This is a genomic window from Niabella drilacis, from assembly GCF_900101395.1.
Classification (GTDB): Bacteria; Bacteroidota; Bacteroidia; order Chitinophagales; family Chitinophagaceae; genus Niabella; species Niabella drilacis.
Window position 1 is genome coordinate 72734 of the sequence record NZ_FMZO01000006.1, and the last position, 12548, is coordinate 85281.

Annotated in this window: 13 protein-coding genes and 1 tRNA gene; 4 read left to right on the plus strand and 10 right to left on the minus strand. The window is 48.5% G+C overall.

Annotation, left to right across the window (positions count from 1 at the left end; translation table 11 throughout):
- Window positions 1-86 precede the first annotated feature (86 nt).
- The 9 genes from BLS44_RS12340 to BLS44_RS12380 all read right to left on the minus strand — a co-directional run bounded on the left by BLS44_RS12340 (window position 87) and on the right by BLS44_RS12380 (window position 9360).
- The gene (locus BLS44_RS12340) at window positions 87-839 is read right to left on the minus strand and encodes a lysophospholipid acyltransferase family protein (protein WP_245729197.1); all 753 of its coding nucleotides are present in this window, start codon (window positions 837-839) and stop codon (window positions 87-89) included.
- 208 nt (window positions 840-1047) lie between these two features.
- Entirely contained in the window at window positions 1048-1926 is an 879-nt protein-coding gene (locus BLS44_RS12345; protein ID WP_143019755.1) for a vWA domain-containing protein, read from the minus strand.
- Between the two features lie 82 nt (window positions 1927-2008).
- On the minus strand, window positions 2009-3841 hold the full coding sequence (locus BLS44_RS12350) for an OmpA family protein (protein WP_090390397.1): 1833 nt from the start codon (window positions 3839-3841) through the stop codon (window positions 2009-2011).
- Between the two features lie 199 nt (window positions 3842-4040).
- Entirely contained in the window at window positions 4041-4520 is a 480-nt protein-coding gene (locus BLS44_RS12355; protein ID WP_090390398.1) for a GNAT family N-acetyltransferase, read from the minus strand.
- 42 nt (window positions 4521-4562) lie between these two features.
- Entirely contained in the window at window positions 4563-5195 is a 633-nt protein-coding gene (locus BLS44_RS12360; RefSeq protein WP_090390399.1) for a phosphoribosylanthranilate isomerase, read from the minus strand.
- Window positions 5192-5980 carry an indole-3-glycerol phosphate synthase TrpC gene (trpC, locus tag BLS44_RS12365; RefSeq protein ID WP_090390400.1) on the minus strand — a complete coding sequence of 263 codons (789 nt, stop codon included), beginning with the start codon at window positions 5978-5980 and terminating at the stop codon, window positions 5192-5194. The genes BLS44_RS12360 and trpC overlap by 4 nt, the downstream gene beginning before the upstream one ends.
- Before the next feature lie 168 nt (window positions 5981-6148).
- Window positions 6149-7141, minus strand: coding sequence for an anthranilate phosphoribosyltransferase (gene trpD / locus BLS44_RS12370; RefSeq protein ID WP_090390401.1), 993 nt, complete (start codon window positions 7139-7141; stop codon window positions 6149-6151).
- Window positions 7142-7294: 153 nt separating this feature from the next.
- Window positions 7295-7864 carry an anthranilate synthase component II gene (locus tag BLS44_RS12375; protein ID WP_090390402.1) on the minus strand — a complete coding sequence of 190 codons (570 nt, stop codon included), beginning with the start codon at window positions 7862-7864 and terminating at the stop codon, window positions 7295-7297.
- Between the two features lie 77 nt (window positions 7865-7941).
- Window positions 7942-9360 carry an anthranilate synthase component I family protein gene (locus BLS44_RS12380; protein ID WP_090390403.1) on the minus strand — a complete coding sequence of 473 codons (1419 nt, stop codon included), beginning with the start codon at window positions 9358-9360 and terminating at the stop codon, window positions 7942-7944.
- A 645-nt stretch (window positions 9361-10005) separates the two neighbouring features.
- On the opposite strand from BLS44_RS12380, the gene BLS44_RS12385 reads away from it, so the two are divergent.
- Together BLS44_RS12385 and BLS44_RS12390 are read left to right on the plus strand one after the other, a co-directional pair.
- A tRNA-Arg gene (locus tag BLS44_RS12385) sits at window positions 10006-10079 on the plus strand.
- 13 nt (window positions 10080-10092) lie between these two features.
- A complete protein-coding gene (locus tag BLS44_RS12390) occupies window positions 10093-10362 on the plus strand; it encodes a GIY-YIG nuclease family protein (RefSeq protein ID WP_090390404.1) in 270 nt (89 codons plus the stop codon).
- 186 nt (window positions 10363-10548) lie between these two features.
- Here BLS44_RS12390 and BLS44_RS12395 read toward each other — a convergent pair whose 3' ends face one another.
- Complete coding sequence (locus BLS44_RS12395; RefSeq protein ID WP_090390405.1) at window positions 10549-10908, minus strand: winged helix-turn-helix transcriptional regulator; 360 nt, start codon at window positions 10906-10908, stop codon at window positions 10549-10551.
- Window positions 10909-11048: 140 nt separating this feature from the next.
- Between BLS44_RS12395 and BLS44_RS12400 the strand changes: the two genes are divergently transcribed.
- On the plus strand, window positions 11049-11924 hold the full coding sequence (locus BLS44_RS12400) for an NAD(P)-dependent oxidoreductase (RefSeq protein ID WP_090390406.1): 876 nt from the start codon (window positions 11049-11051) through the stop codon (window positions 11922-11924).
- 215 nt (window positions 11925-12139) lie between these two features.
- A complete protein-coding gene (locus tag BLS44_RS12405) occupies window positions 12140-12547 on the plus strand; it encodes a VOC family protein (protein WP_090390407.1) in 408 nt (135 codons plus the stop codon).
- Window position 12548: the final 1 nt, after the last annotated feature.

Here is a 12548-nt window from a genome sequence, read left to right on the forward strand (position 1 = left end):
ACGTTGGGCCGGGTTTCATGCCTGATGTATTTCCACATTTTCCACATTACCAAATTTTCACTACCGAATGATCAGGATCCAGATCCTCAAACTTCCAAATGCGCTTTCATAATATTGAACACTTCTTCTTTCAGCGCGGCTGCATTCCTTCCGTTTACTTCAACCGGTTTTAAAAAATGGATCTCCAGCGTTCGGGGCAAAAAGAAAAAGGGTTTATTGAGCGGAACGGCCTGCTTGGTACCCAGGATCACTGCAGGAACGATGGAATGCCCGGTATCCTCTGCCAGCTTAAAGGCGCCGTTATAAAAGGGTTTCAGCGGTTCTTTTGTACGGTTGCGCGTACCCTCGGGATAAATGCACATATGCATGCCCTGCCGGAGCACGGCTTTCATCTTCTCAATACTCCGCTTGCGGCTGGTTTCACTTTTCCGGTCAACCAGTACGGACCCTTTTGTATAATACCATCCAAAGACCGGGATCCTGGCAAAACTGGTTTTGGCAATCGTCTTATTGGGACCGGGAATAAAGGCCGAAGAAAGGGGAATATCCAGCAGTGAATTATGATTGCAGGTCACAATATATCCCGCGCCCTTTTTAAAATGCGCTGTTCCCCGCACGCGTATCGGGCAGCCGATCAGGAAAAACCATATATGCATCCATATTCTCGACACCTTAATAAAGTAGGCCGTGGAAGCAGGCTCCGGAAACAGGTAAGAAACAAATGCGAAGGGCAATACAAGAATAAAGGTCACAATAAACGTAACCAATGCCCAGGCCGCACAAATCCTCCCCGCTATCTCTTTTACAATACGCATGATCCGGTAATTATAATGGTCCAAAAATAGCGGTTTTTATCTTCATGCCGGAAAACACCGGCAATCTGTGGTACCTGCCTGCCTCGCTGTTTTTGAAGAATGAAGGCCGGGATGCCTGTTGGCATCGGCGCCCGCTGCGAAACAATACCAGGCCTGCCCGGATCAACCGGACAGACCTGGAAAGGCTCCGCCTTGGGGTTTCTTTGAAAGCTGCAACGACCTCTTATCTGAACTATTTCCGTTCCTTATCCTGGTTGCAGATATTTTGGATAATGGCAATAAGATCCTGCGAAATATTGTTAAAATTATTGAACTCATAAGCCCTCCCCCCGGTATTATGAGCAATCAGCTGCAACTTATAGTTTGCCGGAAAGGTGGCGTTCCCCTTAAAGGTGGTCAGGAGAATGCATTGAACGCCCATGCTATTGGCAGTAGCGGCAAGCGCATCCAGGTAGGTATCATCCGCAGCCGTAGCATTATCATCATCGCCGCTGGCCGGCGCATCGGTAATGATCACCGCCAGTTTGGTAATGTTGCCGCTGCGCCAGGTTCCGGCAAACTGGTTGCTGAGTATTTCGTTCAGTAACAGGTCGCCCGGCTCGGGTCCCCCGATCCCCGCGCCCAGCTTCATAGCCGCGGGATTGTTCAGCTTAGCCAGCTGGGTGCTGAATGATACTTTGTTCGCCGTGGCAAATTTCTCCATCATGGTCAGGTACTGGTTGGTGGTGGGCCCTGTACTGATCACCAGTTTCTGATTGGCCGGCAGCCCTGTATAATCCGGGGCATTGATGTACTGTGGCAGCGGAAGTTCGGTGCCCGGCTTTGTATATTCATCAAATATGGAAAGGGAAAGCCGGTAATCACCACCGGATTCTGTTACAATAGCGTTGGCGATATTGTTCACCTCTTTTTTTACCGAATCGATCGCAGCGCCCATGCTCCCCGTATAATCCACCAGGAAGGCCACATCCATTCCGGCATTACAGCCCTGCCCTGCGCTTTCGGGTGTTGAGTAATCGCAGGTTTCTTTTTTGCTGCAGGACAAAGGCAGCATCAGGACCAGTGAGCAGCAACAAATTACTGACAGTGATCTTATGATATACTTTTTCATTCTTGACATTTTTATGGGATTAGTGATATATTATTATAGGAGCAACGGGCCGTTTCCGGATCCCTTGCCCTGGCGCCCGGGATCATTTTCCGGGGCAGATGACTTTCATTTCTGTGCGCCGGTTGAACTGGTGCTCTGCTTCCGAACAGTTTACTCCATCGGCACAGCGGTTGAGCAACCGGGTTTCTCCATAGCCTTTTGCAACGATCCGGCCAGCGGTAATGCCTTTGGAAACCAGGTAGGCTTTGGCTGCATCGGCCCTGTTCTGCGACAGTTTCTGATTATAGGCATCGGAGGCCCTGGAATCTGTATGAGAGGACAGTTCCACGCGTACCCCGGGGTTGTCGTTCATAAATTGCACCAGGCGGTTCAGCTCCGGTTTGGCATCTTCACGGATAAAGAATTTATCCAGGTCGTAGTGGATATTCTCCAACCGGATGGCCTTGTCGCAATCAGCTTCCTCCATGCACATTTCCAGTTTTACAAACAGTGTGGTATTCCGGTTATAGTCGGCCGCGGAGATATTGACCATTTGTGAAAAATATTTTTCCTTGCGGCCAAACACGGTCATTTCTGATTTTTGTTTCAGATGGAAAATAAACGCACCTTCACCATCCGTTTGGGTATTTTTCTCCACCGCACTGGCGCGGTCCCTTAATACCACGGTAGCACCGGGTAATGCAGTTGCGGTATTACATACCACCGCATTTCCTTTAAGTATAAAATTCTGGTCGGTGTACAAAAGTTCTTTCTGCAGGGTACCATTGGCAATGAATTCACCCTTTGCCGCCTGTGCCGGGGCCAGGTCCACATCGTACAACTTACCATTGATCGCATAACTTCCAGGTGTCATACCGGGAAACACGATCACGCCGAATGCATTGGTAACACCGGAACGGACCACATTGCCTGCTGCATCCTTTACGGCCACATCGGTATGCGGCAGCACTTCTTTTGTATACTGATCCCTTGCTGTAACAGCCAGCGCGTAAACCTGGCAGGTATTACAGGCCGCCGCGGGTACCGGCACTACAGGAGCCGGTACCTTTGCCTTTCTGCGGGAGGGCAGCCGGAGGCTGATGCCGGCGTAAGCGCCGATGGATGCTATATCACAGTTACAGGGCTGACCGATCGTTCTCAGATCTTTTTCCGTAAAGGAGCGCAGTCCGTCCCCGTTCGGTTCAAAAGCCCGGTAGGCTGCTGAATAGCCGGCTGGGCCAACAGCGTCTTTTGTATCCAGGTGGCGCAGGTAATACGCACCTATATGCATCCCGATAAAATCATTAAAAAAGTATTGTGCCCGCAGCGATCCTTTAAAACTGAGGGCATTGCTCACATTGTATCCTCCATGATAATTGAGCACCTGCTCTGTTGCCCCGTTTCGGCCAGTGAGTGCCAGACTGCCGCCCCTGATGGAGGCAAAGCCCGCTCTGCCGTTGAGTTCCACGGCAAACCGGCCCTGGCGATCCGTATAATGTACGCCCGGCCCAACTCCATAAAAGATGCGGGTAATATCCTGTTTTTGTAATGTAAAATCCTTAATCAGAAAGTTGTTCACCGGGTCAAAAACAGAATCGGTGGGATATTGGTTCTGCGGACGGTTCCTGATATAATCTACATCAGCACCCACACTGAACCACTTCCAGTAGTAACCGGCAGTAAGACCCGCGCTCAGGCCACCCTCATAGCGGATATAAGGGGTATTGTTCTTATAATCGGGGAACAGGTCGTACCCCCCGTTCAAACCCAACCGGAAACCTTTGCCCGTCAGCCGGTCTTCCGGTAATGCGGATCTCGTTTGGGCAAAAGCGCCCAGGGAGGTCAGCAGAAGCGCCGCCATAAAAATAAGATAAAAGACCTGCTGAAAACTGACCGGCCGGTACCGGAAAACCAGGGAAACATCTTTCGTTTGCATAGTATAAAATTTTAAATGATGGTTGTTATTTTATACTATATCCGCAAAGGTGCTTTTTTGTTACCCCTGGCAGCAAAAACAAGCTACAGGGCCTGCTCTGGGACTTCTTTTACAGTTTTAGGGTGACACGACGACCGAAGGGACCATTTAGATGGATCTGGCTTTCTGTTCAGTTTGCTTGAAACTTCCGGTCTCCCCTCTATATTACCGCCTCCGGCGATCGCTTATGAAGAAAAACAAGGGTCAGCCCGTCATTGACCGGCTGTTCCCTGAAGGCGCTGTAACCCAGCTTTTGGTATAGCGCCGGGTTTTTGAGACTCTTGTTTCCCGTAAATAATTCATAGCCAGCAACCGGCGCCAGCAGCGCTTCCATTTCCTGCATCAGCTGTTTGCCGATGCCCCGGTTCTGGTATTCGGGTGCCACAATCAATTTGTTGATGTACCCGGTAATTCCTTTTATAATTCCCCGGACCGAGCCAACAATTGTCTGCCCCTGGCAGGCAACCAGGCAACACATACCCTGGCTGATCTCTTCATGCAACTCTTCCAGCGTTTGTATGAGCGGCTGAATGGTATCATCGTTATAAATGGCTGCCTCTGATTGATAGCAGCGCTTTTGCAATTGCAGTACTGCCGTAAGGTCGGACCAGGCAGCCTTTCGCAGAAATATATTTTCCATGGTTCCCTTATTATCCTGCTGGTATCGTATACTAACTACAGGCTATCCTCCCAGGCTGCCCATAAACGCCTCAAGCAATTTCATATCCTTGATCCCCGGGGCGGTTTCAAACTTACTGTTCAGATCAAGTGCATACACATTATTGTTCTTCAGAAACGACCGCAGCTGGTCTATATCCTGGGGGCCAATGCCGCCGCTTAAAAAATACGGGTGTTCCAGCCCGGCATGCTGCAAGCCCGACCAATCGAATTTTTTACCGGTGCCACCATATTCCTGCGCTTTTGTATCAAACAAAAAAGCATCTGCAACTGCTGTATACGGCGCTGTAATATGCGCCACGTCCTCATTACCTGTTATGCGAAATACTTTTACGATGGTTGCCGCACCTTTTAGCGCGCCGCAATACTCCGGTGTTTCATCGCCATGCAGCTGAACCGTATCCAGGCCATAGGCAACAACCGCATCCTTCACTTCCTGCATTGTGGCATTTACAAAAACGCCGGCTTTTTTAATGCCCTCCAGTTGTTTCAATGCCCCTGGCTCTATCTTATTGCCCACATACCGCGGTGAAGGCGGATAGAAGATAAACCCGGCGTAGTTCACTCCCAGCGCAGCCAGCGCCTGCACCTGTTGCAACTGCGTCATACCACATACTTTAACCAGGGGCCGCCTCATGCTTCTTTTTTTAAACGGCTTACAAAGTCGGCAAATGCAACGGGCGGGTTTTCCTGGCGCATAAAATATTCGCCGATCAAAAAACCTTTAAACCCGTTGCGGCGAAACAGCAGGATGTCTTCAATTTTATCGATCCCGCTTTCCGCGATCTTTATTTTATCAGCAGGGATCTTCTCCGCCATTTTCAGACTCCGCTCCAGGTCTACAGAAAAGGTCTTCAGATCCCGGTTATTGATCCCCACGATCTTTGTAGCATCGCATACATGCTCCAGCTCTGCTTCGGCATGCAGTTCCAGGATCGTTTCAAGCCCCAGGGATGCAGCAAACAGGGCCAGCCGCTCCACTTCCGCAGGCGTAAGACAGGCGGCTATCAAAAGAATGATATCTGCGCCGAAGGATCTGGCCTCTACGATCTGGTATTCATCAACAATAAAATCCTTGCGCAGGATGGGAATATCATTTTTCCGTGCAGTGATCAGATCTGCAGCAGCACCGCCAAAAAAGTTTTCATCGGTCAGTACCGACAAGGCAGCAGCACCATACTTTGTATAAGCTTCTGTGATCGCCGTTACATCGGCGTCCTTATTGATAAACCCCCTGGAGGGCGACTTCCGTTTGAATTCCGCTATAATACCGGTGCTGCCGGGTTGCTCCAGCGATGCCGACAATAACCGTACCGGCTGCTGAAAAGCGGCTGTTGCTTCCAGCGCCTTATATGCCGTTTGCTGCTTTCGGGCTGCTACTTCTTTTCTCTTGTGTTCAATGATCGTATCTAATATATTCATAGTCGTTCCTTAAAATCCGCCGTGGCGTACCTATGGTACACCATACATTTATTGTATATTTTTTACCGATCCGATGCTCCTGCAGGGAACGCTATCTACAGTCCCTGTGACCGAACTGGTTTTTGGCATGATCACCATTCACGATTCACCCCTGACTATTGCCATTCATCACTGCAATGCAATTAACCGTTGCAAACACTGATAAGCCTTACCCGACCGCAGGCTTTCTTTTGCCGCTTCAAACGCATCGGTATAGTTGGGATAAACGCCCGTTACCTGCAGGGCTACCGCTGCATTGGCCAGCACCACAGCCTCCTGCTGCAGGGTGCCTTTTGCCTGTATGATGTCTGAAAAGATATTCGCCGCTGCTTCTATCGTATCCCCGCCTCTAATAGACTCCGGCGTCACTTCCATACCGCCCAGCTCTGTGGCCGACCAAACCTGCTCCCCCGTTGCCGTAATTACTTTGGAATCGCCGGTCAGCGAGATCTCATCATAACCATCCAGGCCATGCACGATCGCAAAATTCTTTGACTGCTGCTGCATCAGGTAATTGTACAGCCGGGCCATTTCCAGGTTGTATACCCCAATGATGCTAAAGGCCGGGAATGCCGGGTTCACCAGCGGTCCCAGCATATTGAAAAAAGTTCGGATCCCCAGGTTCTTACGGATCGGCCCTACATTCTTTAAAGCCGGATGAAACAACGGCGCATGCAGGAAGCAGATATTGGCTTCCTCCAGTTCCCTTCGCAGTGCAGCATTGTCATTCTTAAACCGGTAGCCCATCGATTCCACCACATTGGATGACCCGCTGATGGTAGACGCGCCATAGTTGCCGTGCTTGGTCACTTTATTGCCCGTACCGGCCACGATAAAGCAGGACAAGGTGGAAATATTAAACGTATTTTTTCCATCGCCCCCGGTACCCACAATATCAATGGTATCCATACCGTCAAACTCCATGGGTAAGCAAAGTTCCAGCAGGGCATCCTGGAAGCCCTGCAACTCCGGCAGGGTAATGCTGCGCATCAGGTATACCGTCATAAAAGATGTCACCTCATGTTCATTGTATACACCCTTACCAATGTTTACCAGCACCTCCTTTGCCGCCGTGCGGTCCAGGGTCTTATGCTCAAATAACAGGGATAATATTTTTTTCATTATTTTATTTTTTGTGCCGGCTGTAATACTTGTGGCATCTGCGTTGCGTCGCACGCTTCACCGTTCCGATCTGTTATCAATGGAACGCTGCTGCGGCAGCTTTGTATGGCAATGCACCGGCCGGTCGTCTATAGCTTCTTTTCAAGATCCGGATTAATTTTTCAGCCAGTTGCGGATGATCGTTTCACCCATTGGCGTAAGCACACTTTCCGGGTGAAACTGCACGCCCTGCACATCGTAGGTTTTATGCCGCAGGCCCATGATCATATCCTGGTCGTCCACTGCCGTTATCTCCAGTGTTTCCGGGAAATTTTCGCGGGATACCACCCACGAATGATAACGGCCGATCTCGAACTGATCCGGCATATCATTGAACAGGCTTCCGCTGCGCCGGATGATGTTGCAGTTGGTAGCCACTCCATGATATACATTGGGAAGATTATACAGGGTACCGCCAAACACCTCACCGATCGCCTGCTGCCCCAAACACACGCCCAGTATGGATTTGGAAGCGGCATATTCCTCTATCAGCGGCAGCAGCAGGCCAGATTCCACCGGGATACCCGGACCGGGCGATAAAATAATCTTATCATATTGCTTTACCTCCTCCAGTGGCAGCTGGTCGTTCCGGAACACCTCCACCTTCTGATGCAGGATCTTTTCCACCATATGCACCAGGTTATAGGTGAAGGAATCATAATTATCGAAAACGAGTAATTTCATTATCTATAGTTTCGCGTTTGTTATTTATGGTTTGATGTTTATGATTCCGAGAAACGATAAACTAAAAACAATAAATTTTATAATATCTTTTCAGCCTCCGTGATCGCTTTTTTCAAAGCGCCTAATTTATTGATCACTTCCTGCAGTTCGCCCTCCGGGTTACTGGCGGCCACAATACCGCCACCGGCCTGCCTTGTTAACGTGTTGTTGCGGCTTAAAAAGCTCCGGATCATGATAGCCTGGTTACAGCTTCCATCAAACCCCATAAAGCCAATGGCCCCACCATAAAAACTACGCGCCGTAGGCTCCAGCTGGCTGATGAGCTCCATCGCCTTTATTTTGGGAGCACCGCTTAAAGTGCCTGCAGGAAAAGTCTTTCCGAACAGGTCAAAAGGATGGGTACCCGGGAATACGGTTCCGTTTACTTCGCTCACCAGGTGAATAACATGGGAATAATAGTGCGCTTCCTTAAAGTGACTCACATGCACATCGCCACAGCCCCTGCTGAGATCATTCCGCGCCAGGTCTACGAGCATCACATGCTCTGCATTTTCCTTGGGATCGGCCTGCAATATTTTCGTCTGCTCTGCATCCGTTCGGTCGTCACCTGTACGCTTAATAGTGCCGGCAATGGGATGGATGGTGGCTTTCCCTTTGTTGATGATCAGCTGCGATTCCGGCGAAGAGCCCATCAGCTTGTAATCGCCATAGTCAAAAAAGAAAAGGTAAGGCGAAGGGTTAATGTTGCGCAAACTTCTGTACACATTAAATTCATCACCGGAAAACTTTTGTGTAAAACGGCGGCTGAGTACGATCTGGAATACATCGCCCCGGTGACAATGGGCAATGCCTGCGCGTACCATATCGCGGTGCGCATCATCCGTCATGTTCGACTCTTCCGCTCCCACTGCGCGGAAAGGGTATACCGGTACATCCCTGCCTTTGATCAGCGAAAGCAGCGCTGTTTTTTCACTTTTTACGCCCTCTATTTTATTTTCAAGGATCAACAGCTCATCTTTAAAATGATTGATGGCAATGATATATTGATACAACCGGTAACGCATCAGCGGAATATCTTCCCCGCTGTTCTTAAACCGGCTGCCCGGTATAGTTTCAAAATACTGAATGGCATCGTAGGTTGTATACCCATACAGCCCCTGTGCATAACGCGCCTCTTTGCAGCTGTTCTCTTCGGTCTCAAACCGGCTCATAAAGTCGGTGAGCACATCTTCGATCTTCTGGCGCTCCGAAAGCCGGATCTTCTCTGCCGTTTGTCCCGGCAATTTAAGATCAATGGTGTCCCCGGAGATCATTTCGATCCCGGCAATGGCATTCACCCCGATAAAGGACCAGCTGTTATTGGTGGCATTCGTATCTGCACTTTCCAGGAGGATGGTGTCCCGGAAGCGGTCGCGCAGCCGCAGATAGATCCCCACCGGCGTAAAAATATCGGCCAGCAATGATTGCATTTCTGTTTGGATCCTTACTTTTTTCATAATTTTTCAGTTCATTCAAAGAAAAACCCCGGTACTACCGGGGTTCACTTATAATATTGTTTACAACAAGACAATAGCATCAGAGCACCCCAAAAGAGTTTCCGTGCCACCACCAATTGTTGTTGTTTGAATAATTCATGAGCGGCAAATATAAATTTGAAAAACAATACCAGCAAATTTTTTCGGATTTGCTTTTAATGTTTTTTCAAAAACAGGTAATTTTAGTCTATATTTGCGCCCATTCTTGAGTTCTTTAATAGGAAAAGGAGAAATCCCGGACAACCTCATTTGATCAAAAGTTAAAGATCCTGTTCCTTATGGATCAACGTTTTTTTTAAATAATTGGCCCGGTATCCCGATTCCATCGGGATGGATAGAGCATCCCGCCCATAAAGGCGGGAAGATCATTGGTTCGGCCAATAAGCAATGATCGTTTTGATGAGAAATAATTGGCCCGGTAGCTCAGCTGGATAGAGCATCCCGCCCATAAAGGCGGGAAGATCATTGGTTCGGCCAATAAGCAATGATCGTTTTGATGAGAAATAATTGGCCCGGTAGCTCAGCTGGATAGAGCATCCCGCCCATAAAGGCGGGAAGATCATTGGTTCGGCCAATAAGCAATGATCGTTTTGATGAGAAATAATTGGCCCGGTAGCTCAGCTGGATAGAGCAACTGCCTTCTAAGCAGTAGGTCATTGGTTCGAATCCAATCCGGGTCACAAAACGCTTTCCATGTTTTACACCCTCTACATTCTTTATTCACCAACTATGAATAAATTCTACGTTGGATTTACCTCTGATGAACCGGAGCAGCGTCTGCAAAAACATTTGACCAATCATTCCGGTTTTACGGCAAAAGCCAAAGATTGGCGGATCGCATACACCGAAACATTTACTTCCAAAGAAGCCGCCCTAAACCGGGAACGGGAAATTAAAAAATGGAAAAGTTCAAAACGGATTACTGCGCTCATACAACAGCCGGATAGCGCATCCCGCCCATAAGGCGGGAAGGTCATTGGTTCGAATCTAATCCGGGTCACTTCACAAAGGCCCATACAATTGAAATCCAATCAGTTTGGCAAACCTTTTTTATTGAGGTAAACACAGGGACAACATTTGGATCCACCGGCTTATGAATACACAGCAAGGATCCGGGACCGGGTGACGCTGAACTATGATGCGTTAACTTTATACTTCCCGGACATCTGCCCGCAGATGCGTGATCAATTGACTGTTTTCAATACCCCATTTATCAATCGCTTCTATTACCGGCAATAAGCTGCACCCCAATGGAGTCAGGTTGTATTCTACTTTAAGGGGGAGGCCCGGGTAAATTTTCTTCGATACAATACCGGAATTTTCAAGTTCATGAAGCTGCATATTAAGAACCCGCGGACTGGCATCAACGATGGCACGATGCAGATCGCTCGGCCGTTTTACACCTTTACTGATGCTATCCACGATACAGGCTTTCCATTTGCCGCCAAGCACTTTCATGGTAACCACAATTCCGCAATCAAGATCTTCCGGGATCTTCCTTGTATACATAGGCTGATCATTTTTATTCTATCTACTGAATTTATCTTTTCATAGGGAATAATTGTTCCCTGGGGGAATCATTTTTCCCTTATTGGATGCCCTGTCTCCGGCATCTACATTTGCAATATTAATCAAATACAATTGAACAAATGAAAGCAAAAGAAGATAAGATCAGTATTATAGGTCTCGGACCTATGGGAGTAAAAATAGCACAGCTCTATTTACAAAAGGGGTTTCAGGTCACGGTATTCAACCGGACAGCAGCAAAAGCGGACCCACTTATAAAAGAAGGGGCCGCATTTGTACCAACAGTACAACAAGCTATCGAAGCCAGCCCGGTAAGTATCGTCATTGTTCATGATTACGATGTAGCAAAAAAGATCTTTGCCGCGGAAACCGGAGATACATTATCTGGAAGGATCATCGTCCAGTTAACTACCGGTACCGCCCAGGAAGCCCGCGCCAGTGAAGCCTGGTTTAGCAGCCGGAACGCCGGCTATATAGACGGCGCTATACAGGTTGCCCCGGAACAGATGGCACAGCCGGATACAACGATTTTGTTCTCGGGTCAAAAAGGCAGGTACCTGGAGATCGAAGACTTGCTGAAAGTCCTTGGGGGCAACTTAAAATATCTTGGCGAAAATACAGCTGCCGCCGCTGCGCTGGATACAGCAACCCTTTCATATATCTATGGAGCTGCAATAGGATTTTTCCACGGGGCATTAATAGCCGAATCAGAAAATTTTGATGTAAAAGAATACAGCGATATTATTGCAGAAATTGCTCCCGGAATGGGTGAATTTTTAAAGCATGAGGGAGCGGTGATCAGCAGTGGTGATTACAGGATCTCACAAAGCCCGCTCTCTATTTCTGTAGGCGCTACCGAAAGGATCCTTGCCACAGCCAGACTGAGCGGCATCAACAGCGAATTTCCTGAACTGGCCGCAAGCTGGCTCAAAAGAGCCAAGGCCGCGGGCTACGAAAATGAAGAGTTTGCCGCAGTGATGAAGACATTGCGAAACTAATTATTGGGTCTGGAACTGGTCCGGCGGCGGCATGCGTTGCCCGGACCAGAAGTCCCCGGGAACATTAAAGTTCGCCGTCGGAATATTTACATTAAATTTGAACAGTGTGCCCACACACTGAAAAGCCTGTCTAAAGCAAAAATGCAAGCCATTATATACAGCAGTGCCCATCAGGAGCCAGGTGCAAAGAACATTAGCAAAACAATCAATAAATTATGACAAATACTTTACGAGGAGTAGCAACCGTTAATTTTTACGCCGCCAACCATAAGGAGGCTGTTAAATGGTACGCGGACCTCCTGGAGATGGAGCCTTATTTCAATGTTCCCGGTTACTCCGAGTTTCGGATTGGCGACTACCAAAACGAACTGGGTATCATCGACAGTAAATATGCCCCCGGGAGCCTTACTGACAAACCGGCCGGAGCCATTGTATATTGGCATGTTGACGATCTTCCGTCAACAGTGGACCGCTTAATTTCGATGGGTGCAACGATACATGCCCCTATTACGGCAAGAGGCAGTAACGGTTTTGTAACAGCATCAGTAGTTGACCCCTTCGGAAATATCCTGGGCGTTATGACCAACCCCCATTACCTGGAAATCAAAAACACCTTTAACTAAT